Raw genomic sequence first — 19,175 nt, 5'->3', positions numbered from 1 at the left:
TTTCGATCCGCCTGCGACGGCCGGTCAGCCTTGCTTCCGCAAGCCGCTGACCGGCCGTTTTGGTTATCGGTGCCGACGTACGGTAATCTTCTGCCTCGTTCGAGTCACACACTTCGAACACCCACTAAGGGCCTATAGCTCAGGCGGTTAGAGCGCTTCGCTGATAACGAAGAGGTCGGAGGTTCAAGTCCTCCTAGGCCCACCCACAGGTAAAGAACGAACTGCCTTCCCAGGGGCCTTAGCTCAATTGGCAGAGCACTGCCTTTGCAAGGCAGGGGTTAGGGGTTCGATTCCCCTAGGCTCCACTCCCGCAAGCCGCAGACCGCTTCGGTCTGCGGCTTCTGTCGTTGCAGTACTGTGGGATTCATGAAAATCGTGCTCACCATTGTGATCGCCGCCGCCGTCGTTTTCGGGATCAGCAAACTGCGTCAGCGCAATGACGCCGACCTGTGGCATGAGGTCACCACGCGCTGACCGCCTCGAATTTGGCTGTGACACGGAACAAGCGGCGGTTTTCCATCCGATTCACGCCGTAAGGTCGAGAGATGGCGTCCACTGAGATCTCCGAGCTGGTGCAGTCCGTGGTCGAGCCATATCTGTTGAGCGGCCCGCGCCGGTACAACCGGCATCAGGTCGCGGATCTGACCGGGTTGCCCAACAATGTCACCCGCCGCCTGTGGGTGGCGTTGGGCTTCCCGGCCGATCCGGACGACGAAGCCGTGGAATACAGCGACTCCGATATCGAGGCCGCCCAGACCTTCGCCAAGTTGCACGTGCTGGCCACCGCCGACACGCACCGCCAGACCACGGCCGCGCGGACGCTGGGGCGGTCCATGGCGCGGCTGGCGGAGTGGCAGGTCGATCTGGTGACCGAGGAGATCCTGGACCGGATCACGACCATCACGCGCGAGCAGCCGGACACCGATCCGAAGGAAGCCGCGCGCATCGCCACCGACGAGGTGGTCACCGAATTCGAGACCTTGCAGCGCTACGCCTTCCGCAGGCACCTGGACGCCGCGCTGGCGCGGTCGCTGGACGGGGGAGCGGCGGCGGGGGACACGGTTCGCGTGCTGGCCGTCGGATTCGCCGACATGGTCGGTTACACCCGCCTGACCCGCCACCTGGAGGCCGATGAGCTGTCGGCGCTGCTGGAGGCCTTCGAGACGGCCACCAGCAACGCCATCGTCGCCAATGGCGGCTGGGTGATCAAGAACGTGGGCGACGAGGTCATGTTCGCGGCGGCGACGGCCACCGACGGTGCGCGGATCGCGCTCGCGGTGCAGGAGGCCGCCATCGCCTCGCACGGCGTCACCCAGGAGCTGCGGGTGGGTCTGGCCTACGGGGAGGTGTTGCAGCGCTTCGGCGATCTCTACGGGTCGACGGTCAACACCGCGGCGCGGCTCACCGGTGTGGCCCGGCCGGGCACGGTGCTGGTGGACGACGGGGCGGCCGCGGCCATCGAGGCGGATCTGGATTTCACGCTGCGGCATCTGGCCACGGTGCGGGTGAAGGGCATCAACCGGCTGTACGGGCATGTGCTGCGCCGCAATGAGATTCGACCGCTGGTCTGAGTGATCCCTGTCGAGGACGTGCTCCGGGAATGGGGGCGGGCCTCGGCGAAGGGGGGGAGTTAGCCGAGGCCCGCGTAAGGTCGGCCCGGGGGGGAGGGGCCGACGGGAACGATCCTACGCGACGAATTCGGATTGTGTGGCTATCGGGGCATCGCGTTCAAAGATTTTTTCGAGGAATAAGCGCGGTTCTCGGCAGCGGGCTCGGCCGCGTGACCGAAATGCGTCCTTCGCCGAATTACGTTCGAGTAGTTGACGACTCGCGATCCCGGCCGCCGCCCGTGCCGGCACTGGTGAAACTCGGATGACTCACTCCGTCGATCCGGGCATACTGGCCAGACGCCGACGATCGTGTTCGACCGCATCCGTGCAGTTCGGAACAGGAGAATCATGCCCGACGCCATTGTCGCCGAGGGGCTGGTCAAGAGGTACGGCCATCTGGTCGCCCTCGACGGCCTCGACCTCTCGGTCCCCGAAGGCACCGTGACCGCCCTGCTCGGCCCCAACGGCGCCGGCAAGACCACCGCCGTGCGCGTGCTCACCACGCTGCTCATCCCCGACGCCGGCCACGCGGTCGTCGCCGGGGTGGACGTCCTGAAGGACCCGCAGCTGCTGCGCTCCCGCATCGGCACCTCCGGCCAGTACGCGGCGGTCGACGAATACCTCACCGGCTTCGAGAATCTCGAGATGGTGGGCCGGCTGTACCACATGGGGGTGCGGCGCAGTAAGGAGCGAGCGCGCGAACTGCTGGACCGGTTCCGCCTCGCCGATGCCGCCGACCGTCCGGTCAAGGGTTACTCCGGCGGTATGCGCCGCCGCCTGGACCTGGCGGGCGCGCTGGTCGCGAATCCGCCCGTGCTGTTCCTGGACGAACCCACCACCGGCCTGGATCCCCGTGCGCGCCTGGACCTCTGGGATGTCATCGAGGAACTGGTGGCGGGCGGCACCACGCTGCTGCTGACCACCCAGTACCTGGAGGAGGCGGACCGGCTGGCCGACTCCATCGCCGTCATCGACCACGGCCGGGTGATCGCGGAGGGCACCTCCGACGAGCTCAAGGCGATGGTGGGCGGCGACCGGATCGAGCTGGTCGTCGATCACGCCGACAATCTCGCGGTGGCGCGGCAGGCGCTGGAAGGCTTGGCGCACGGCGAGATTCGGCTCGAGCCGGGGCTGCGGCGGATCATCGTGCCGGTCGAGGACGGCTCGCAGGCGCTGGTGGACGCGATCGGGCAGCTGACCGAGCACGAGGTGCAGATCCACGACGTGGGGCTGCGCCGGCCCTCGCTCGACGATGTGTTCCTGTCCCTGACCGGACACCAGGCCGAGGAACTGATCAACGGCAATCGATCCGCCGAGGAGAAGGAGGGCGCCCGATGAGCGCCGCGCTCGCCGTCGCCGGAAAGCCTTCGCTCGCACAGCGACTGGCCATGGTGGTGACCGACAGCATCACCATCACCAAACGCAATGTGATCAAGATCCGGCGGGTGCCGGACGTGCTGATCTTCTCGACGCTGTCGCCGATCATGTTCGTGCTCTTGTTCGCCTACGTCTTCGGCTCGTCGATCCAGTTGCCGGGCACGTCCTATCGCGAGTTCCTGATCGCCGGCATCTTCGCCCAGACCGTGGTGTTCGGCGCGACGTTCACCGGTCTGAGCCTGGCGGAGGACATGCAGAAGGGCATCATCGACCGCTTCCGGTCGCTGCCCATGGCCCCGTCGGCGGTGCTGATCGGGCGCACGCTCTCCGACGTGGTCATCAATGTGGTGAGCCTGGTGGTGATGTCGCTGACCGGTCTGCTGGTGGGCTGGCGGATCCGCGGCTCGTTCCTCGACGCGGTGCTGGCGTACGTGCTGTTGCTGCTGTTCGCGTACGCGGTGTCGTGGATCATGGCGGTGGTCGGCCTGCTGGTGCGCGCGCCGGAGGTCTACAACAACGCCAGCTTCATGGTGATCTTCCCGCTCACGTTCATCGCCAACACCTTCGTGCCGACCGCGAACCTGCCGACGGTGTTACGCGTTGTGGCGGAATGGAATCCGGTGTCGGCCGTGACCCAGGCGACGCGCGATCTGTTCGGCAACACCTCGCCGATGGGACCGAGCGCGGATGTCTGGCCCATGCGGCATCCGGTCGCGACGACCCTGATGTGGATCGTCGTGATCCTGGCGATCTTCGTGCCGCTCGCCCTGAAGCAGTACAAGCGCTCGGTGAGTCGCTGAGTGGTTCGGCGACTCACCGCGGGCTTCAGTGGTTGACGAGGTCCGGCGAGGGCGCCGAACCGTTGCGCGAGTAGCCCAGGCGCGGTGGTTCGGCGGCCGGAGCCTCCGGTTGCGGACGCTTGTTCACGAAGAACGCGATGACACCGCCCGCGATCGCGACGAGGGCGGCCACGATGACCTTGTTACGAACGCTCCCCAGCTCCATCCGACCATGCTGGCACAGCAAGACAATTCGTGCACGGACGGGGCCGCCGATCGGTTACTCGACGGTAACGCTCTTGGCCAGGTTGCGCGGCTTGTCCACGTCCCGGCCCAGCGCCATGGCCGTGTGATAGGCCAGTAACTGCAACGGAATCGTGAGGATGATCGGGTCCAGTTCCGGGCACACCGCCGGAACCCGGATCACCGAATCCGCCAGCCCGTCCGGCAGATCGGTGTTGGTGACCGCGATGACCGGGCCGCCACGCGCCTTGATCTGCTCGATGGTGGTGATGTTCTTGGCCAGCAACTCGTCGCCGGGCACCAGCACGATGGAGGGCATCTCCGGGTCGATCAGCGCCAGCGGCCCGTGCTTGAGTTCGGAACCCTGGTACGCCTCGGCGTGGATGTAGGAGATCTCCTTCAGCTTCTGCGCGCCCTCGCGCGCCACCGGCCACGCACGCACCCGGCCGATGAAGAACATGCTGCGCGCCTTGGCGAATCGGGACGCGATATCGGCGACCGTCTCCTCCTCGGCCAGCACGGCGTCGATGGCGTCGGGCAGCGCGCGCAGACCGGACACGATGCGTTCGCCGGCCGCGGCCGACAGGTCCCGCACCCGGCCCAGCAACAGGCCCAGCATGGCGAAGGACACGGTCATATTGGTGAGCGCCTTGGTCGAGGCCACCGAGACCTCCGGGCCCGCGTGCAGGAACACGCCCGCACCGCACTCCCGCGCGATGGCGCTGCCGACCACGTTCACCGCGCCGATGACGCGGCCGCCCTTGCGCTGCAATTCCTGAACGGCGGCAAGGGTATCCAGGGTCTCGCCGGACTGGCTGATCGCCACGTACAGCGCGTCCGGGTCCACCACCGGATTGCGGTAGCGGAACTCCGAGGCGGGCTCGGCGACGGCCGGGATCCGGGCCAGCTCCTCGACCAGCTGCGCGCCCAGCTGGCCCGCGTAATAGGCGGAGCCGCAGCCCAGGAACACCACCTTGCTGATGCCGCGCAGTTCGCGCGCGTCCATATTGAGGCCGCCCAGGTGGGCGGTGGCGAAACGCTCGTCGAGGCGGCCGCGCAGCGCCCGGCGGACGGCGTCGGGCTGTTCGGCCATCTCCTTGCGCATGAAGTCGGGGTACCCGCCCAGCGCGTAGTCCTCGGCCGCCATATCGATGGTGGTGGGGATCTTGTCGGTGCGCCGGGCCTCGAGACCCAGTGTGCTGGTGCGGAATTCGTCGGCGCGCACGGTGGCCAGCTCGCCGTCGTCGAGGAACACCACGCGCTGGGTGTGATGCACCAGCGCGGCCACGTCGGAGGCCACGAACATCTCGCCGTCGCCGACACCGAGCACGATGGGGGAGCCGTTGCGGGCCACCACCAGTTCGTCGGGGCGGCGGGCGTCGAGCACCAGCAGGCCGTAGGTGCCCTCGACTCGGCGCATGGCGGTGCGGACCGCGTCCTCCAGGGTCTCGGACTCCTCCAGGGCGGCGGCGACCAGATGCGCGATGGCCTCGGTGTCGGTGTCGGAGACGAATTCCACGCCCTCGGCGGTCAGCGCGGCGCGCAGCACCTCGGCGTTCTCGACGATGCCGTTGTGCACGACCGCGATCCGGCCGGAGACGTCGGTGTGCGGGTGCGCGTTGGCGTCGGAGGGTTCGCCGTGGGTCGCCCAGCGGGTGTGGGCGATGCCCACATTGCCGCGCAGCCGGGCGGCTTCGGCGTCGGCCTTGTTGCGTAGGTCCTGGACCCGGCCCTGGGTCTTGGTGACCCGTAGGCGGCCGCGGTGCGGCACGGCCAGGCCCGCGGAGTCGTAGCCGCGGTATTCGAGCCGGTGCAGGCCTTCCAACAGGACCGGGACGGCCTCACGATGCCCGATATAACCGACGATTCCACACATTGAGGGACGGACTCCTCACCCGTAGACGATGCGACGCAGTTGCCGTTCGGTGAAGTCGGGGGCGGCGACCCGGCGCTGCGCGAGCTCGGCCGCCAGGCGCTGCCAGATCTCGGCATTGCGGACCTGACGGCTCTGCAATTCGGCATGTCTGCGGCGCACGAACTGCTCGGCGGTCTCGTCGAAGTATCCGACGACATCGGCGACCACACGGGCCGCGACGGCGGGCGGCAGGCCGGTGGAGGCCGCCACATGGCGGACCAGATCGACCGGATCCCCGTCATTCACTCGACCGAACATGCCATGCCGGGACCGTTTCCGCCACTTCTGTGCCCGAATCCGGGCAGGGAATCACATATCGCGGCGGTTTCGAGGGCTTCGCGTGTGCCGCTTCGGCCCGGCCGCGCGCCCTGCACCTATCCTGGCGGCGTGACCTCACCGAATCAGACCGCAGTGGCGACGTTGCACACGAACCACGGCGACATCAAGATCTCGCTCTTCGGTAACCACGCCCCCGCCACCGTCCGCAATTTCGTCGGCCTGGCCGACGGCTCCAAGGCGTACAGCACCAAGAACGCCGCGGGCACCGACTCCGGGCCGTTCTACGACGGCTCGATCTTCCACCGGGTGATCGACGGCTTCATGATCCAGGGCGGGGACCCCACCGGCACCGGCCGCGGCGGCCCCGGCTACGAGTTCAAGGACGAATTCCATCCGGACCTCCGCTTCGATCGCGGCTACCTGCTCGCCATGGCCAATGCCGGGCCCGGCACCAACGGCTCCCAGTTCTTCATCACGGTGGGCGCGCAGCCGCACCTGAACCGCCGCCACACCATCTTCGGCGAGGTCGTGGACCCCGATTCCCGCAAGGTCGTCGACGCCATAGCCACCATCTCGACCGACCGCGGCGACCGCCCCAAGGACGACGTGGTGATCAACACCATCACCATCGCCTGAGAAACGGCCCTCGAACGGCCTTCGAAGAGGACTTCCCATGCAGCCCCAGCCGCCCGCCCCGGCCTGCTACCGCCACCCCGACCGGCCCACCGGTCTGGCCTGCACCCGGTGCGGGCGTCCGGCCTGCCCCGAATGCCTGACCGCGGCCGCGGTCGGGCAGCACTGCGTGGAATGCGTCCAGCAAGGCCGTGACGACGTCCGACCGGTCCGCAACGCGGCCGGGACGACGCTGTCACGGATCTCGCAGCCGTACGTCACCTACACGCTGATCACCGTCAATGTGATCGTCTTCGCGGTCACCGCGCTGCAGGCGCACAGCCTGATGGACAACCAGCGTTCCCGGCTGTTCTACGACTGGGTGCTGGTGCCGGGCTTCGTCGGCTACGACGGCGGCTGGGCGCGGGTGCTCGGCTCGGGCTTCCTGCACTACGGGCCGATCCACCTGCTGGCCAATATGTTCGCGCTCTACGTGCTGGGCCCGTACTGCGAGGTGGCGCTGGGCCGGACCCGCTTCGTGGCGGTCTACTTCACGTCCCTGCTGGGCGGTTCGGCCGCGGTCACGGCGATGTCAGGTCCCCTGACCCCCACCGCGGGCGCCTCGGGCGCGATCTTCGGGATCTTCGGCACGGTCGCGGTGATCATGCTGCGCATCCGCCAGAACCTCACCCAGATCGCGGTGCTGCTGGGGATCAACCTGGTGATCACCTTCTCGGTGCCCGGCATCTCGGTGTGGGGGCACCTGGGCGGGCTGCTCGCCGGCACGCTCGCCACCACGGGAATCCTGTATCTGCCGCGCTGGATCGGGATCCGGGACGCCCGGAAGGCGCTCACCGTCGGCTGGGCGGCGGTCGCGGCGGTGGCGGTGGCCGCGGTGCTGGTCACCGTGCTGGCCGCGCCCACCCTCTAACGCGACAGATGCGCGCGCAGCACCTCGAGGACATCCTCGGGGCGCGTGCCCAGATCCCAGCGGCCGAAGATCAGCAGCCGTTCCTCACCGGAGTTGTCCACATCCATCTCCAGCATGGGCATCCGCCGGCCCAGTCGCCGGTAGTGCACAACCCGGACCCGCAGGATCTGCTCGGGTGTGTAGCGCTGCGGCCCGGTCAGGCCGCGCACCACGATATGCACAGGGTCACCGGGTTCGACCGCGAGCCGCGGCCGTTGCCGCACGCCCAGGGCGGTCAGGCCGAGCAGTCCCACCGCGGCCACACCGATGAGCAGGCGGCCGGGGCCGTCCGTCGACACGATCGCGGCCACGGCCAGCACCAGGCCGCCGATGCCGCAGGCCACGAGCGCGGCCGGGGGTGTGGACCAGGACAGTCGGGAGTCGGGGCCGGTGGCGCTCACTGTCCCCACTCTTTCCTCGAGTTGTCCACAGGCTCATCCACAGGTGTGCATGAATGACAATGGTGTAAGCCACATTCCCGGCGGAACGGGCCACCCGTGCGGGGCATTCAGCGCCAGCGCATGGTCATGATCAGACCGACCACCATCAGGCCGAATCCGATCAGGAAGTTCCACGCGCCCAGATCGCTCATCCAGTGGATCTGCTCGTTGGCCAGGTAGTAGACGAGCAGCCACACCAGACCGGCGAGCATGAAGCCCAGCATGATGGAGACGTACCAGACCGGCGACGGACCAGCCGTCTTCACCCGCACCGGGGTGCGGCTGGCCGGGTTGATCGTGTAATCGGTCTTCTTCCGGACCTTCGACTTCGGCATGACGTCCTCGTTTTCGGCGTTCTGTCTGCGTAGACATTATCCCGGGAACCCTGGGGAAAGTGTCGTTGGGGAGGGCGCGGGCGATTGTGGCGACACGGTTCGGCGGTATTGCGTGCGACGGCGGCGGCCGCGCCAACTACTCTCGAATCATGCGTGTACTGGTCGTCGACAACTACGACAGCTTCGTGTTCAACCTGGTTCAGTATCTCGGACAGCTGGGTGTGGACGCCGAGGTCTGGCGCAATGACGACCCGCAGCTCGCGGATGTGGACAAGGTTGTGCAGGACTTCGACGGCGTGCTGATCAGCCCCGGGCCCGGCACCCCCGACCGCGCCGGCGCCTCCATCTCGCTGGTGCACGCCGCCGCGAAGCACGCCACCCCGCTGCTCGGCGTGTGCCTGGGACACCAGGCCATCGGAGAAGCCTTCGGCGCCACCGTGACCCGCGCTCCCGAACTGCTGCACGGCAAGACCAGCAGCGTCTTCCACATCGGCGCGGGCGTGCTTGCCGGGCTACCGGATCCCTTCACCGCCACCCGCTACCACTCCCTGACCGTCCTCGAGGAGACCATACCGCCGGAGCTGGAGGTGCTGGGCCGCACCGAATCCGGCATCGTCATGGCTCTGCGGCATCGCGATCTGCCCATCCACGGTGTGCAGTTCCACCCCGAATCCGTGCTCACCCAGGGCGGGCACCGCATGCTCGCCAACTGGCTGGGCGTGTGCGGCGAGCGGCCGGCGGAGGGGCTGGTGCAGACCTTGGAGGCGGAGGTCGCGGCCCTGGCATGAGCGGTCAGGGGCCGGAGGAGGCAGCCTGCGTAACCACGCAGGCCCCCCGCTCATGCCACATGGAGACAGCGTCATGAACGGTTATACGGCGTGAGGCCGCGGGTCATGCTGTCGGTGGCCGTCAGCGTCGACGGCTACATCGACGACGCGAGCCCGGATCGCCTGTTGCTGTCCAACGCCGCCGATTTCGATCGGGTCGACGCCCTGCGCGCCGAATCCGACGCCATCCTGATCGGCGCGGAAACCCTGCGCCGCGACAATCCCCGGCTGCTCGTGAACAGTTCGGACCGCCGCCTGCAGCGGGTCGCCGCGGGCAAGCCCGACTATCCGGTGCGGGTGATCGTCACCGCGCGCGGCGAGCTCGACCCGGAGCTGCGCTTCTGGCAGAGCGGCGGCGAAAGACTGGTCTACACCACCGATTCCGGGGCCGCCCGCCTCGGCGACCGGCTCGCCGGTCTGGCCGAGGTGATCTCCCTGGGCGCGGCGATCGACTTCGCGGCCCTGCTCGACGACCTGGGCAAACATGGTGTCGAGAGCCTGATGGTCGAGGGCGGCGGATCCATCCACACCGCCTTCCTGTCCGCCGGATTGGTCGACGAGATCTGGATGGCCGTGGCGCCCTTGGTGGTCGGCGACCCGGCCGCCCCGCGCTTCCTCGGACCCGCCGCCTTCCCGGGCGGGACCGGTCACCGCATGCAGCTGGCCGATGTGGCCCGGATCGGGGATATCGCCCTGCTGCACTACCTGCCGAAGGAGGATTCCGATGTCGGATGAGGCACGGCTGGATCGCGGTTGGATGCGGCACGCCATCGGTCTGGCGCGGTTGTGCCCGCACAGCGACACCGCGTTCGCGGTGGGCGCGGTGATCGTGGGCGCGGACGGGGTGGAGATCGAGCACGGGTGGTCGCGGGAGACCGACGACAAGGTGCACGCCGAGGAGTCGGCGCTGAACAAGCTGGCCGCGGACGATCCGCGGCTGCGGCACGCCACCCTGTACAGCACCCTCGAGCCGTGTTCGCAGCGCGCGAGCCAGGATCGGCTGCCCTGCACGGATCGGATTCTGCGGGCCGGGATCCGGCGCGTGGTGATCGCCTGGCGGGAACCCGGCACCTTCGTGGACAACTGCGTCGGGGTGGAGCGGCTGCGCGAGCACGGCGTCGAGGTGGTCGAACTGCCCGATCTGGCCGAGGAGGCCATGTCGATGAACCGGCATCTGCGGCTGTAGGTTTCGCCCGCGCGAGGTTTCACATGAAACAAGACAGGGGTTCGCGGATCGTCCGCGAACCCCTGTTCTCACAATGGAATCCGAATCACGGCGGGCCGAGCGACAGCACCCCGGTCGTGATGGTCACCGTCTGGGACTTGCCCAGCGACGAGCCCGCGGTCGGCTGCTGGGCCAGGATTCGCCCGACCTCGCCCGCGTTCAGCGTGCTCATGGTGTTCTGGCTGACCTGCCCGTTCCAGCCGCTCTTGCGCAGCATGTCCACGGCCTGCGCCGGGGTGAGGCCGCGCAGGTCGGGCATGGTGATCTGATCGCCGCTCGACACCTGCACGGTCACCGTGGAGCCCTTGTCGGCCTGGGTGCCCGCGGACGGGTTGGTGGCGATGACCGTGCCCTTGGGCTGGTTGTTCGGCACCTCCTGGACCACGACCTTGAACAGCGCGGTGTCGCCCAGCGTGGACTGCGCGACCTCGATCGACTGCCCGACCACATTGGGGACGACCACCTTGTCCGGACCCGAACCGAGGGTGATGGTGACCTGTCCGTCGGTGTCGACCTTCTGGCCCGCGTCCGGGGTCGACGAGACGACCTTGTCCTTGTCGTCGGCGCTGGAGGCCTCGCGCTTCACGTCGGGATTCATCCGCAGCCCTTGCGAATTCAGGGTCTGCTCGGCCTGCTGCCGGGTGAGCCCGGCCAGCTTCGGCACCGTCACCTGCTGCGGTCCCGCGGACACCTGCAGGGTGATGGTGCTGCCCTTGCCGACCCGCGATCCGCCCAGCGGCTGGGTGGCGATGACATTGTTCAATGCCACCTTCGGGTCGTTCTTCTGCTGGATGGCGACCGTGAAACCGGCCTTCTCCAGATCGCGTTGCGCCAGTTGGTAGTTCTGGTTGGCGACGTCGGGCACGGTGACCTGATCGGCCCGTGACCCGGGGCCGACCAGCATCCACAGCAGGATGCCGACCACCGCGACCGCGGCCACCCCGAGGATGCCGATGAGCGCGGTGCGCCGGCGCGGGTTGGCCTCGACGATCTCCTGTTCGGTGGTGTCGTCGCGGCGTTCGACGGTGCGGTAGCTGCGCGGCGGCGGCAGGTCGTCGTCGAGGAAGCCGGTACGGTCCTCGTCGGTCATGACCATGGGGGCGGTGGGCTTCTGCCCGCCCAGCACCCGGATCAGGTCGGCGCGCATCTCGGCGGCGGTCTGATACCGGTTGGCCGGGTTCTTGCTCATCGCCTTGAGGATCACCGAGTCGAGCTCGCGCGGCACCCCGGGATGCACCTGCGACGGCAGCCGCGGATCCTCCCGGACGTGCTGGTAGGCGACCGCGACCGGGGAATCGCCGGTGAAAGGCGGTTCGCCGGTGAGGATCTCGTAGAGCACGCAGCCCACGGAGTACACGTCCGACCGCGCGTCCACCTGCTCGCCGCGGGCCTGCTCGGGGGAGAGGTACTGGGCGGTGCCGATGACGGCGGCCGTCTGGGTCATGGGGTTGGAGCTGTCGGCGATGGCGCGGGCGATGCCGAAGTCCATCACCTTCACCGCGCCGGCCCGGTTGATCATGATGTTGGCGGGCTTCATGTCCCGGTGCACGATGCCGTTGCGGTGCGAGAAGTCCAGCGCCGCGCACACGTCGGCGACGACCTCCATGGCGCGCCGCGGCGGCAGCGGTCCCTTGCCGCGCACGAGGTCGCGCAGGGTGTCGCCGTCGACGTACTCCATCACGATGTAGGGCAGCGGCCCGCCGTCGATCTCGGCCTCGCCGGTGTCGTACACCGCGACGATGGCCGGATGGTTGAGGGCGGCCGCGTTCTGCGCCTCACGCTTGAAGCGCAGGTAGAACGTGGGGTCGCGGGCCAGGTCGGCGCGCAGCACCTTGATCGCCACATCCCGGCCCAGCCGCAGATCCCGGGCCTTGTGGACCTCGGACATGCCACCGAACCCGATGATCTCGCCCAGCTCGTAGCGGGAGGAGAGGTTCTTCGGGGTCGTCATGGCAATCCTTGCTGCGCGACTGAGGATGAATAGGGGTCCTGTGCGTACACCGGACTGCGGTTACTGCCGGGACTCACCGCTCCGCCGGAATTCGCGCCGCCGGAATTCGCGCCGGGAGTCACTGGCAATGATGGTAGGTCGCCCCCGCCCTGGCCCGGCCACGGCCACCGGTCGGGCTTGGTGGTCGTGGGCTTCGCCGGGGTGGTGGTGACCGGCGGGGTGGTCTTGGGCGGCGTCGTCGTGGTGACCGGCGGCGGGGTGGTGGTCGGCTCGACCGTGGTGGTCGGCGGCGGCTCGACGGTGGTCACCACCGGCGGCGGCACCGGCCGTTCCCGGGTGGTGGTGGTCGGCGGGGCCGTGGTGGTGGTCGGGGTGATCACCGGCGGCGCGACCACCGCGCTGGTGCGGGCGGGCGGCGTGGTCTCGTGCGAGGAGCTGCTCATCAGAACGATGGCGGCGGTGGCGCCGAGGATCAGCGCACCCACTCCCAGTCCGGCGACGGCCTTCTGGCCGTTGGTGAATCGACCCGAGCCGGCGCCCTCGACGCCGGGGACCGTCATCGGACCGACCGGGGTGCGGGGTCCGGACATGACGGTGGTCTGGGCGGCGGGCGGTTCCATCGGCCCGCGCATCGGCTGCTGCGTCGGCGGGGCGTAGCGGGCGGTGGCCTGGTCGGCCCGCGCGCCCGGGATGATCATGGTCGGTCCGGGCGGCAGCACCCGGGTGGCGCCGGTCATGGCCGCGGACGGCAGCCCGCCGGGCGGCGTGGGCCGGCGACCCGAACGCACCGCGGACACCGCGTCGGCGAACTCGCCGCCATTGGCGTAGCGCTGGCCCGGCTCCTTGGCCATGGTGATCTCGATGAGCTCCCGCACGTTCGGCGGCAGGTCGGCGGGCAGCGGCGGCGGGGCCTCCCGCACATGCTTCATGGCGACGGTCAGCGCGCCGTCGCCGGTGAACGGCCGTGCGCCCGCGAGCGACTCGTAGCCGACCACGCCCAGCGAGTACACGTCCGAGGCGGCGGTGGCGTCCTCACCGGTGGCCTGCTCCGGCGCGATGTACTGGGCGGTGCCCATCACCATGCCGGTCTTGGTGACCGGGGAGGCGTCGACGGCCTTGGCGATGCCGAAGTCGGTGATCTTCACCTGACCGGTCGGCGTCACGAGGATGTTGCCGGGCTTCACGTCCCGGTGCACGACACCCGCGAGGTGCGCCACCTGCAGCGCCCGCCCGGTCTGCTCGAGCATGTCGAGGCCCTGGGCCACCGAGAGCCGGTTCAGCCGAGACAGCACCGCGTTGAGCGGCTCGCCCTGCACGAATTCCATGACCAGATAGGCGATCTCGCCGCCGGACGGATCCTGCGTCTCGCCGTAGTCGTAAATGCTCGCGATGCCCGGGTGATTCAGCTGCGCGGTGGTCCGCGCCTCGGTACGGAAGCGCTGCCGGAAGGTGGGGTCGGTGGAGAACTCCGCCTTGAGCACCTTCACTGCGACCCGGCGGTCCAGCCGGGTGTCCAGAGCTTCCCAGACCTGGCCCATGCCGCCGGTGGCGATCAGCCGCTGCAGCCGGTACCGATCCGCGATCAACGCACCGTTGTTCAGCATTCGTGACCCTGTCTACCTTGCACTCTCATGTCTCTCAGCCCCCAAGCCCAGCGTCCAGCACGGCCCGCGCGATCGGTGCGGCCACCGAGCCGCCGGTCGCGGCCAGGGCCCGGTCGCCGCCGTTCTCGACGATCACCGCGATGGCGATCTTCGGGTTCTGCGCCGGTGCGAACGCCATGTACCAGGCGTGCGGCGGGGTGTTGCGCGGATCCGAGCCGTGCTCGGCCGTTCCGGTCTTCGACGCGATCTGATACGGGCGCGGCTGCGTCCCTCCCTGCGTGTTCTTCTCCGACTCGAGCATCAGATTGGTGATCTGGGTGGCCACCTGGGGGGTGACCGCCTGGCCCACCGAGGTCGGTTTGGTGGTGCTCAGCGTGCTGAGGTCCGGCGCCTGCAACTGGTCGACCAGATAGGGCTTCATCCGCACGCCGCCGTTGGCGATGGTGGCCGCGATGACCGCGTTGTCCAAGGGGGTCAGGGCCACATCGCGCTGTCCGATGCTGCTCTGACCCAGCGCCGCGTTGTCGGGAATGTCGCCCACGGTGCTGTCGGTCCACGGGATCGGGATGCTGTTGTGCAGATCCTTGCCGATCCCGAACGCGCTCGCCTCGTCCTTGAGTTTCGCGGTCCCCACCTTGATACCGAGTTCCACGAAAGCCGTGTTACACGAGTACTTGAAAGCCTCTGTCAGCGAAGCGGTTTGGCTGTCGCCGGGACCGCAGTGGCTGCCGTTGTAGTTCTCCAGCGTGGTCTGGGTGCCGGGCAGGGTGATCCGCGGCGCGGCGGTGAACTGGTCCTCCGGTTTCGCGATGCCGTTGGACAGCGCGGCCGCGGTGACCACCACCTTGAACGTCGAACCCGGCGGGTAGGTGGTGGACACGGCGCGATTGATCAGCGGCTTGCCGGTGTCCTTGTCCAGCTGCTTGTAGGTGTCCTCGACCCGGCCGGCGTCGTGCCCGGCGAGGGTGTTCGGGTCGTAGGACGGCGTGGACACCATGGTCAGGATGCGCCCGGTGCTCGGCTCGATCGCCACCACCGAACCGGTCAGCTTCTTCGCGGTCAGCTGCTCGTAGGCGACCTTCTGCATCAGCGGGTTGATCGTGGTCACCACATTGCCGCCGCGCGGATCCCGGCCCGAGATGAGGTCGATGAGCCGCCGCCCGAACAGCTGGTTGTCCGAACCGTTGAGCACCGAGTCCTCGGTGTGCTCGAGTCCGTTGTTGCCGTTCTGCAGCGAGTAGAAACCGGTCACCGGCGCGTAGGCCATCGGATCGGTCGGGTAGGTGCGCAGGTACTTGTAGCGGTCGTCGGTCGCGACCGAACTCGCGAGCACCGTTCCGGCCGCGGAGATCTGGCCGCGCTGGCGGGCGTACTCGTCGAGCAGCACCCGATCGTTGCGCGGATCGTTGCGCAGGCTGTCGGCCTTGCCGATCGGGCCGATCTGGACCTGCACGTAGGTGGCGTTGATCAGCAGCGCGACGATCATCGCCATCACCGCCAGCGCCACCCGGCGCAGAGGCGTGTTCACCCGGCACCCCCCTCGACCTTGCGCAGCATCTGTGTCGACGCGTCCGCGATCGGCTCAGCCCGCTTGCGGGCGGGCGCCGGGCGGCGGGCCGCGTCGGAAATCTTGATCAGCACTCCCAGCAGGACGTAGTTCGCCAGCAGCGACGAACCGCCGTACGACATGAACGGGGTGGTCAACCCGGTCAGCGGAATCAGCTTGGTGACTCCGCCGACCACGACGAACACCTGAATGGCAATGGTGAAGGCCAGCCCCGACGCGAGCAACTTGCCGAAGCTGTCGCGGATGGCCAGCGCGGTGCGGATGCCACGCACCGACAGGATGCAGAACAGCACGAGGATCACCGCCAGGCCGATCAGGCCCAGCTCCTCACCGATGGCGGCGATGATGAAGTCGGTCTTCGCGAACGGCACCTTCGACGGATTCCCGCTGCCCAGACCGGTTCCCGCGAGACCGCCGGTGGCCAGGCCGAACATCGACTGCGAGATCTGGTAGCCGGTGCTGGAGTAGTCGTCGAACGGGTGCAGCCAGGTCGAGACCCGGACCCGCACATGCCCGAACGTGTTGTAGGCGAACACGAATCCGATGGTCAGCAGCACCAGCCCGACCGCCACCCAGCCCACTCGCTCGGTCGCGATGTAGAGCATGCACAGCACGGTCGCGAAGATCAGCAGCGAGGTGCCCAGATCCTTCTCGACCACCAGCACGCCCACCGAGACCACCCACACCAGCAGGATCGGTCCCATATCGCGCATGCGCGGCAACTCCATGCCGAACACGTGCTTGCCCGCGCCGGTGAACAGGTCGCGCTTGGACACCAGCACCCCGGCGAAGAACACGATCAGCGCGATCTTGGCGAACTCGCCGGGCTGAACGCTGAAGCCGGGCAGCCGGATCCAGATCTTCGCGCCGTTCACCATGGAGTACCGGTCCGGCAGCAGCGCCGGCAGCGCGAGCGCGACCAACCCGAGCAGGCCGACCGTGTAGGAGTAGCGGGCCAGGCTGCGGTAATCGCGCAGCGCGATCAACAACCCCATGAAGACCACCATCCCCAACCCCGTCCACAGCACCTGCTGGTTGGCGTCGGGGGAGGGGATGGGCAGGTTGGCGAAGGCGGCGTCCTGGGCCTGCGCTAGGTCCACGCGGTGAATCACGACCAGGCCCAACCCGTTCAGCAGCGCCGCGATCGGTAGTAGGAGCGGATCCGCGAACGCCGCGAACCGCCGCACCGCCAGATGCGCGACGCCGAACAGGGCCAGGTACGCGGCACCGAGCTTGGCGATCTCCCAGGTGATCGCCTGCTCCTGACTGGCCTCCACCAACACCAGGGACACGGTGGTGATGAGGGCCGCCAGCCCCAACAGCAGCAACTCGACATTGCGCCGGGTGGCGGGCGGCGGCGCAGGAGCGAATCCGCCGGGTGGACTGGGGAAGGCCCCAGTGAACGGCGGTGCCGGTGCGGACATCAGTCCGCCGTCCTGCAGTTCTGCCCCGGGTTCTGCGGTGCCGTGGTGGTGGGAACGGTGGTGGCCGGCGGGTTCGGCTGCTCGGACTTGTGCTCCAGCGGGTGGTTCTCGCCGGTCCGTTCACCGCCGCTGAGGCCGCCGGGGACGGCGGTCGGCGCGGCGGGGGTGGGGGTGACCGTGGCGCCCGGCTGGTTCGGGTCGGCGGGCGGGGCCGGAGTCGTGGTCGGGGTGCTGGGAGCCTGCGCCTTGGTGTCGCAGGGCGGCAGTAGCTCGGTCGACACCAGCATGCGGATCTGCTTGATGGCGTCGTCCCGCGAGCCCGGCGGCAGACCCTTGTCGACCGAATCCCGGCCACTGGGGCGCAGCGCCTCACGGGTCAGCGAGACACAACCGGCGGCGAACTTGTCACCGGGCGCGGCCAGCGTCAATTCACCGGAGCGCGTGACACATCCGACCTGATCCACATCGCGGATCGAGTAGCCCAGCACCGAACCGGGCAGGCCGCGCAGCACGACCACCTTCTCGCCGTCCACGCCGACGTAGTAGTTGCTGCGAATCATGTTGTAGCCCACGGTGAGACCCGCGCCGACGGCCACCAGCAGGGCCAGCGACAGCGCCAGCCAGCGCAGCTTGTGGCTCTTCTTGGGCGGTTCGGGTTCGGGCTGCGCCACCGTGCGGCGCGGGGTGGCCCGCGGCGGGCGCATGGCGGCGGCCCGGCCGGCGGCGGTGTTCGGCGGGGGAGTGTCCTCGTCCTCGCCGGACGCCGCGCCCGCCACGATGGGGTGGCTCTGGCCGTAGTCCAGGTCGATGACGTCGGCGACCACCACGGTCACGTTGTCGGGACCGCCACTGCGCAAGGCCAATTCGATGAGCCGGTCGGCCGCCTCGTCGGTGGTGCCCTCGCGCAGGGTGTTGGCGATGGTCTCGTCGCTGACCACGTCGGACAGGCCGTCCGAGCACAGCAGGTAGCGGTCTCCGGCCCGGGCCTCGCGCACCACCAGGGTGGGGTCGATCTCGTTGCCGGTGAGCGCCCGCATGATCAGCGAGCGCTGGGGATGAGTGTGGGCCTGTTCCGGGGTGATTCGTCCCTCGTCCACCAGCGACTGCACGAAGGTGTCGTCACGGGTGATCTGGGCCAGTTCACCGCCTCGGAGCAGATAGGCGCGGGAGTCGCCGATGTGGGCGAGGCCGAGTTTGCGGCCGGCGAACAGGATGGCGGTGAGCGTGGTGCCCATGCCGTCGAGTTCCGGCTCCTCCTCGACCTGGTCGGCGATGGACGCATTGCCTTCGTGCACGGCACGATTCAGCTTGCCGAGCAGGTCGTCGCCGGGCTCGTCGTCGTCCAGATGCGCCAGTGCGGCGATCATCAGCTGCGAGGCGACCTCACCGGCGGCGTGGCCGCCCATGCCGTCCGCCAGCGCGAGCAGTCGCGCACCGGCGTAGACGGAGTCCTCGTTATTGGCTCGGACGAGACCACGGTCGCTGCGCGCTGCGTAGCGGAGAACAAGTGTCACGATCGCAGCTCGATCACTGTCTTGCCGACACGGACAGGGGTACCGAGTGGAACTCGGACCGGAGTGGTGACCTTCGACCGGTCGAGGTAGGTCCCGTTGGTGGAACCGAGATCCTCGACGTACCAATCCTCACCGCGCGGAGACAGTCGCGCGTGGCGGGTGGAGGCGTAGTCGTCGGTGAGGACCAGTGTGGAGTCGTCCGCGCGCCCGATCAGCACCGGCTGCTGGCCGAGTGAGATTCGAGTGCCGGCGAGAGAACCCTGAGTCACCACGAGATATTTGGCGCCCTTCTGGCCCCGGCGAAAAGATGGGAGCACCGCGGAACCGCCTGCGGCCCGAGGCGCGACCCGAAGGCCGGAAGCCGCGTAGATATCGCTGCGCAGGGTCCGGAGCACCGCCCACACGAACAGCCACAACAGCAGCAGGAACCCCGCACGGGTCAATTGCAGGATCAGTCCCTGCACGGTGCTCCACCTCCTGTTCGACCGTGTCGTAGGTACGGG

Annotated in this window: 20 protein-coding genes and 2 tRNA genes; 11 read left to right on the top strand and 11 right to left on the bottom strand. The window is 68.6% G+C overall.

The window, feature by feature from the left end; all coding sequences use genetic code 11:
• The first annotated feature begins 128 nt into the window (after positions 1-128).
• The 6 genes from ACWEOI_RS05360 (at position 129) to ACWEOI_RS05335 (ending at position 3,787) form a co-directional block, all read left to right on the top strand.
• Positions 129-202, top strand: a tRNA-Ile gene (locus ACWEOI_RS05360).
• Positions 203-232: 30 nt separating this feature from the next.
• Positions 233-305 (top strand) — tRNA-Ala (locus tag ACWEOI_RS05355).
• A gap of 61 nt (positions 306-366) precedes the next feature.
• Entirely contained in the window at positions 367-474 is a 108-nt protein-coding gene (locus ACWEOI_RS05350) for a DLW-39 family protein (protein ID WP_357088480.1), read from the top strand.
• A 71-nt stretch (positions 475-545) separates the two neighbouring features.
• Positions 546-1,571, top strand: a complete 1,026-nt coding sequence (locus tag ACWEOI_RS05345; RefSeq protein ID WP_433669537.1) for an adenylate/guanylate cyclase domain-containing protein — start codon at positions 546-548, stop codon at positions 1,569-1,571.
• Between the two features lie 387 nt (positions 1,572-1,958).
• Positions 1,959-2,948, top strand: a complete 990-nt coding sequence (locus tag ACWEOI_RS05340; RefSeq protein ID WP_452359007.1) for an ATP-binding cassette domain-containing protein — start codon at positions 1,959-1,961, stop codon at positions 2,946-2,948.
• Complete coding sequence (locus ACWEOI_RS05335) at positions 2,945-3,787, top strand: ABC transporter permease (protein ID WP_433669540.1); 843 nt, start codon at positions 2,945-2,947, stop codon at positions 3,785-3,787. Before ACWEOI_RS05340 ends, ACWEOI_RS05335 begins: the two co-directional genes overlap by 4 nt.
• A gap of 25 nt (positions 3,788-3,812) precedes the next feature.
• On the opposite strand, the gene ACWEOI_RS05330 is transcribed toward ACWEOI_RS05335, so the two are convergent.
• From ACWEOI_RS05330 to ACWEOI_RS05320, 3 genes are read right to left on the bottom strand one after another with little or no spacing between them, the layout of a single operon-like run.
• Positions 3,813-3,992, bottom strand: a complete 180-nt coding sequence (locus ACWEOI_RS05330; RefSeq protein WP_433669542.1) for a hypothetical protein — start codon at positions 3,990-3,992, stop codon at positions 3,813-3,815.
• A gap of 54 nt (positions 3,993-4,046) precedes the next feature.
• On the bottom strand, positions 4,047-5,885 hold the full coding sequence (glmS, locus tag ACWEOI_RS05325) for a glutamine--fructose-6-phosphate transaminase (isomerizing) (RefSeq protein ID WP_452359006.1): 1,839 nt from the start codon (positions 5,883-5,885) through the stop codon (positions 4,047-4,049).
• Between the two features lie 15 nt (positions 5,886-5,900).
• On the bottom strand, positions 5,901-6,170 hold the full coding sequence (locus ACWEOI_RS05320) for a hypothetical protein (protein WP_246598244.1): 270 nt from the start codon (positions 6,168-6,170) through the stop codon (positions 5,901-5,903).
• A gap of 141 nt (positions 6,171-6,311) precedes the next feature.
• Between ACWEOI_RS05320 and ACWEOI_RS05315 the strand changes: the two genes are divergently transcribed.
• The gene (locus tag ACWEOI_RS05315; protein ID WP_452359005.1) at positions 6,312-6,839 is read left to right on the top strand and encodes a peptidylprolyl isomerase; all 528 of its coding nucleotides are present in this window, start codon (positions 6,312-6,314) and stop codon (positions 6,837-6,839) included.
• A gap of 37 nt (positions 6,840-6,876) precedes the next feature.
• Positions 6,877-7,746, top strand: a complete 870-nt coding sequence (locus ACWEOI_RS05310) for a rhomboid family intramembrane serine protease (RefSeq protein ID WP_452359004.1) — start codon at positions 6,877-6,879, stop codon at positions 7,744-7,746.
• On the opposite strand, the gene ACWEOI_RS05305 is transcribed toward ACWEOI_RS05310, so the two are convergent.
• The gene (locus ACWEOI_RS05305; RefSeq protein WP_433669547.1) at positions 7,743-8,186 is read right to left on the bottom strand and encodes a PH domain-containing protein; all 444 of its coding nucleotides are present in this window, start codon (positions 8,184-8,186) and stop codon (positions 7,743-7,745) included. The two genes, ACWEOI_RS05310 and ACWEOI_RS05305, sit on opposite strands and share 4 nt — an antisense overlap.
• Positions 8,187-8,293: 107 nt before the next feature.
• Positions 8,294-8,560 carry a cell division protein CrgA gene (gene crgA / locus ACWEOI_RS05300; RefSeq protein ID WP_357088463.1) on the bottom strand — a complete coding sequence of 89 codons (267 nt, stop codon included), beginning with the start codon at positions 8,558-8,560 and terminating at the stop codon, positions 8,294-8,296.
• Between the two features lie 149 nt (positions 8,561-8,709).
• On the opposite strand from crgA, the gene ACWEOI_RS05295 reads away from it, so the two are divergent.
• The 3 genes from ACWEOI_RS05295 to ACWEOI_RS05285 all read left to right on the top strand — a co-directional run bounded on the left by ACWEOI_RS05295 (position 8,710) and on the right by ACWEOI_RS05285 (position 10,573).
• A complete protein-coding gene (locus tag ACWEOI_RS05295; protein WP_452359003.1) occupies positions 8,710-9,348 on the top strand; it encodes an aminodeoxychorismate/anthranilate synthase component II in 639 nt (212 codons plus the stop codon).
• Positions 9,349-9,438: 90 nt separating this feature from the next.
• Positions 9,439-10,122 (top strand): dihydrofolate reductase family protein, encoded by a 684-nt coding sequence (locus ACWEOI_RS05290; protein WP_433669550.1) that lies wholly within the window; start codon positions 9,439-9,441, stop codon positions 10,120-10,122.
• Positions 10,112-10,573 carry a dCMP deaminase gene (locus tag ACWEOI_RS05285; protein WP_433669552.1) on the top strand — a complete coding sequence of 154 codons (462 nt, stop codon included), beginning with the start codon at positions 10,112-10,114 and terminating at the stop codon, positions 10,571-10,573. The genes ACWEOI_RS05290 and ACWEOI_RS05285 overlap by 11 nt, the downstream gene beginning before the upstream one ends.
• 85 nt (positions 10,574-10,658) lie before the next feature.
• Here the strand turns inward: ACWEOI_RS05285 and pknB are convergent, their stop codons facing one another.
• The 6 genes from pknB to ACWEOI_RS05255 are packed head-to-tail and all read right to left on the bottom strand — an operon-like array spanning position 10,659 to position 19,136.
• Entirely contained in the window at positions 10,659-12,563 is a 1,905-nt protein-coding gene (gene pknB, locus ACWEOI_RS05280) for a Stk1 family PASTA domain-containing Ser/Thr kinase (RefSeq protein ID WP_452359002.1), read from the bottom strand.
• The gene (locus ACWEOI_RS05275) at positions 12,560-14,167 is read right to left on the bottom strand and encodes a protein kinase domain-containing protein (RefSeq protein WP_452359001.1); all 1,608 of its coding nucleotides are present in this window, start codon (positions 14,165-14,167) and stop codon (positions 12,560-12,562) included. Before ACWEOI_RS05275 ends, pknB begins: the two co-directional genes overlap by 4 nt.
• Before the next feature lie 34 nt (positions 14,168-14,201).
• Positions 14,202-15,695, bottom strand: coding sequence for a peptidoglycan D,D-transpeptidase FtsI family protein (locus ACWEOI_RS05270; protein WP_357088452.1), 1,494 nt, complete (start codon positions 15,693-15,695; stop codon positions 14,202-14,204).
• Positions 15,692-17,158: an FtsW/RodA/SpoVE family cell cycle protein gene (locus ACWEOI_RS05265; RefSeq protein ID WP_433669557.1), complete on the bottom strand. Its 1,467-nt coding sequence runs from the start codon at positions 17,156-17,158 to the stop codon at positions 15,692-15,694. The genes ACWEOI_RS05270 and ACWEOI_RS05265 overlap by 4 nt, the downstream gene beginning before the upstream one ends.
• On the bottom strand, positions 17,158-18,672 hold the full coding sequence (locus tag ACWEOI_RS05260) for a PP2C family protein-serine/threonine phosphatase (RefSeq protein ID WP_452359000.1): 1,515 nt from the start codon (positions 18,670-18,672) through the stop codon (positions 17,158-17,160). Before ACWEOI_RS05260 ends, ACWEOI_RS05265 begins: the two co-directional genes overlap by 1 nt.
• Positions 18,669-19,136, bottom strand: a complete 468-nt coding sequence (locus ACWEOI_RS05255; RefSeq protein ID WP_213558686.1) for an FHA domain-containing protein FhaB/FipA — start codon at positions 19,134-19,136, stop codon at positions 18,669-18,671. The genes ACWEOI_RS05260 and ACWEOI_RS05255 overlap by 4 nt, the downstream gene beginning before the upstream one ends.
• Positions 19,137-19,175: the final 39 nt, after the last annotated feature.

The sequence above is a fragment of the Nocardia sp. NPDC004340 genome (assembly GCF_053602575.1).
Note: the sequence above shows the minus strand (reverse complement) of the source record. Positions and strands in the feature narration are given on the sequence as shown.